The sequence below is a fragment of the Planktothrix tepida PCC 9214 genome, from assembly GCF_900009145.1.
Taxonomy (GTDB): domain Bacteria; phylum Cyanobacteriota; class Cyanobacteriia; order Cyanobacteriales; family Microcoleaceae; genus Planktothrix; species Planktothrix tepida.
The window spans coordinates 1-3,704 of sequence record NZ_LN889794.1 but is presented as its reverse complement, the minus strand read 5'-3'; the positions used below and the strand labels follow the sequence as shown (position 1 = coordinate 3,704).

At 35.8% G+C, this 3,704-nt stretch carries 3 protein-coding genes; all 3 read left to right on the top strand.

What is annotated here, in order from left to right:
- A partial coding sequence (locus PL9214_RS10585) for a response regulator (RefSeq protein ID WP_139295031.1) occupies positions 1-428 on the top strand: 428 nt, incomplete at its 5' end.
- A 16-nt stretch (positions 429-444) separates the two neighbouring features.
- Positions 445-1,452, top strand: coding sequence for an ABC transporter substrate-binding protein (locus PL9214_RS10580; protein WP_222425229.1), 1,008 nt, complete (start codon positions 445-447; stop codon positions 1,450-1,452).
- A 5-nt stretch (positions 1,453-1,457) separates the two neighbouring features.
- The coding region (locus tag PL9214_RS30070) for an ATP-binding protein (RefSeq protein ID WP_186440333.1) at positions 1,458-3,704 on the top strand (2,247 nt) is incomplete at its 3' end.

Here is a 3,704-nt window from a genome sequence, read left to right as displayed (position 1 = left end):
GGGGCCAAAATCCCACAACTCAAGTCTTAGAAACATCACCTGTGATTCTCTTGGCAGAAGATCATGAAGCTAATATTATTACGATTTCTCGTTATCTGAAGGCAAAAGGCTATACAATACTGTTAGCAAGAAATGGTCAAGAGGCGATTGATATTGCTAAATCACAGAGTCCTGACCTAATTTTAATGGATATTTCAATGCCCGGAATGGATGGCTTAGAAGCGATTAAATATCTGCGTCAAGACAGCGATCACCGACTGGCAACGATTCCGATTATTGTCCTAACTGCCTTAGCCATGAAAAGCGATCAAGAAAAATGCTTAGAAGCCGGGGCTAATGGTTATTTAACTAAACCTGTTAAACTGAATCAACTCACCACTATAATTCAACAAATTCTCGTCAAAGGTAGTATTAATGAATTTATTTAACTTAATGGGAGAATCAATGAAAAGACTAACAAAACAACAATGGCTAAAATATCTAAAATATCTAACTTTTAGTCTGATTACTGGAATTTTAGCGATCGCCCTGACTAATTGTATCCCAGAACCATCCAGTCCATTACGGATTGCGACTAATCTCTGGCCGGGATATGAAACCTTATATTTAGCTGAGGATCTAGGTTATTATGACAACCAATCCATCAGATTGATAGATTATCCTTCAGGAACAGAAGAAGTTAAAGCGTATCGTAATGGTGAAATTGAAGGCGCGGGATTATCAATCGATCAAGCCTTATCTATCGCCGCAACCCAAGAAAATCTTAAAATTATTGCGATTATGGATGTTTCTAATGGTGCAGATGTCATTTTAGGACGACCTGATATGACTAATATCAAAGCCTTAAAAGGAAAGCGAGTGGGACTAGAACCAACTGCTTTGGGATCTTTTATGATAGCTCGGGCACTGGAAAAAAATGGGATGTCTGTTAAAGATATTGAGATCGTTTCTTTAGAGCCATTAGAACATGAACGAGCTTATAAACAGAGACAAGTAGATGCGGTCGTTACCTTTGGGCCTGCTGTTCCTAAAATATTAGAAGCTGGGGCAAAAGTATTGTTTGATAGTAGCCAGATTCCGGGAGAAATTGTAGATGTTTTGGCTGTGAGTACCGAGGCGATCGCTAATTCTCCTCAAAGCATTCAATCATTAGTGAATGGACGATTTCAAGCCTTAAAATACTTAGAAGAAAACCTTCAAGAAGGAGCAACTCGCATCGCCAAACGAACACAAGTAACACCAGAAAACATTCTGAATGCTTTTAAAGGTATACATCAACTCAACTTAGAAGAAAATCAAAAATTATTCAATCAAAGTGATTCCTCTTTTGTCATGGGCAGCAAAAAACTGATCAATATTATGCGAGAAAAAAATTTATTACCCAAAGATATTGATATAAATACAATCCTAGATGATCAGTTTATTAAGAACGCTAAATTATCAACTCCCTAAAATTTATGCTCCAATATTTTCCCCTACCCATCAGATTTTCCATTCCTATTATTTTAATTACTTTTGGTAGTCTTTTTGGGCTGATATCGTTGCGTAAAGAAATTACTGAAAACTACGAGACACAAACGACAACTGCTAAAAATTATCTGAAAATTTATGCTGGACAAACAGCCAGAATATTAGATTATATGGAACGTAAACATAGTACAGCGGGTAGCAATGCTTACGACGATATAGAAACTACAGTTATTAGTCAGATTGGCAGTGATCCCAATCTCTCTTTAGTGGTAAAAATAGATGATAAAAATATCATTCGTTTGTCCAATAATTATGAACTTAAAGGAACTTCCAGTGATGAAATAATAAGTGCTGATTATAGGTCTCATTTCGCCTCTGTGCAACAAAAAATGGCAGGAAAAATACTAATTTCTAAAGATCAAAAAAAGCTGATTGCAATTTATCCTTTAGTTTTACAGATTTTACCTAACGAAATCAAACCTTCTCGGCTAGGTATTCTCTTGCTTGAATATGATCTGACGAGTGTTAAACAAGAAGCTTTTAATGGAGCTTTAAGGCGATCACTAATTTTTAATGGCGTGTTAATAATATTTTGTCTAGGTTTATGGTTTTTCTTTTATGTGACTCTCACTAAACGAGTTTATCGGTTGGTTTCTGCTAGTAATAGTTTAGCAGAAGGAAAGTTTTATATCAGAACTCAATTAACAGGTTCAGATGAACTGATGCAAGTCTCTGTTGCTTTTGATCGCATGGCTGTTAAAATTCAAGAAAATGCTAATGTCTTACAACGTCAAGCAGAAAGAGAAAGATTAATCAGGGAAACAACCCAACGAATTCGTCAATCTTTAGATTTAGAAACTATTTTTAATACAACAACAGATGAAACTCGTAAATTTCTGGATGTGGATCGAGTTTGTATTTTTAAATTTGATCCTGAATCTGACCCTATTCAGGGAGAATTTGTGTCTGAATCCGTTAAAACAGGAGTTAATTCAATTTTGAATATTAAATTAGAAGGAAATTGTTTTACAGAACCAGATCAATTTTTAAATCTCCAATCAATTGAAATTGATGATATTGATCAAGTCAAAACAAGTGACTCTTATTACCGTTTTTTAGAGCAATTTAAAATCCAAGCTAATTTGTTAATTCCCTTAGTTATTAATAAAAAAATTTGGGGTTTATTTGGCGTTCATCAATGTTATAAACCTCGAAAATGGCAACAATTAGAAATTGATTATGTACAACAAATTGCTACTCAATTATCGATAGCTATTCAACAAGCATATCTGCTTAATCAGACAAAAAAAGAATTAATAGAAAAACAGAAAACAGAAGCAAAATTAATAAAAAGTAATCAAGAATTGGCAATATCTAATGAACAACTTGCCCATGCCACCCGCCTCAAAGATGAATTTCTAGCTAATATGAGCCATGAATTGCGTACTCCCCTGAATGCTATTTTAGGGATGTCCGAAGCCTTAACAGAAGAAATTTTTGGCCCCCTCAATGGGAAACAACAACAGACAATAGAAACCATTGCCAGCAGTGGCACTCATCTGCTCTCATTAATTAATGATATTCTTGATGTCGCTAAAATTGAATCAGGAAAAATTGAACTAGAATCTGCCCCAACATCCATTAACGAGTTATGCCAATCAAGTTTGGTATTCATTCAACAACAGGCAATACAAAAACGCCTTCAGATTCAAACGGAAATTCCCCCTGATCTCCCCGATTTGTTTGTAGATGAAAGACGCATTCGCCAAGTCTTAATTAACCTCCTCAATAATGCCGTTAAATTCACTCCCAAAGGGGGTAGAGTATCCTTAACAGTTCAAGTTGAATCTTCAACGGAAACTGCTTTCGGTCGTCCCTCTATTTGTTTTGCTGTGCGCGATAATGGGATTGGGATTACTCCTGAAAATCAGGATAAACTTTTTAAACCTTTTGTGCAAATTGATAGTGCTTTAAATCGTCAATATGCGGGTACAGGTTTAGGACTTGTGCTGGTGAAACGAATTGTGGAAATGCACGGTGGTCAACTAGAAGTTAAGAGTACAGTTGGTGTCGGTAGTTGTTTTAGCTTCCGTTTACCTTATAAACAGTTGCCGTCCCCAATTCCTAAATCTTCTAGTCCCCAATCATCAAATTTAGATGGGGGCCAAAATCCCACAACTCAAGTCTTAGAAACATCACCTGTGATTCTCTTGGCAGAAGATCATGAAGCTAAT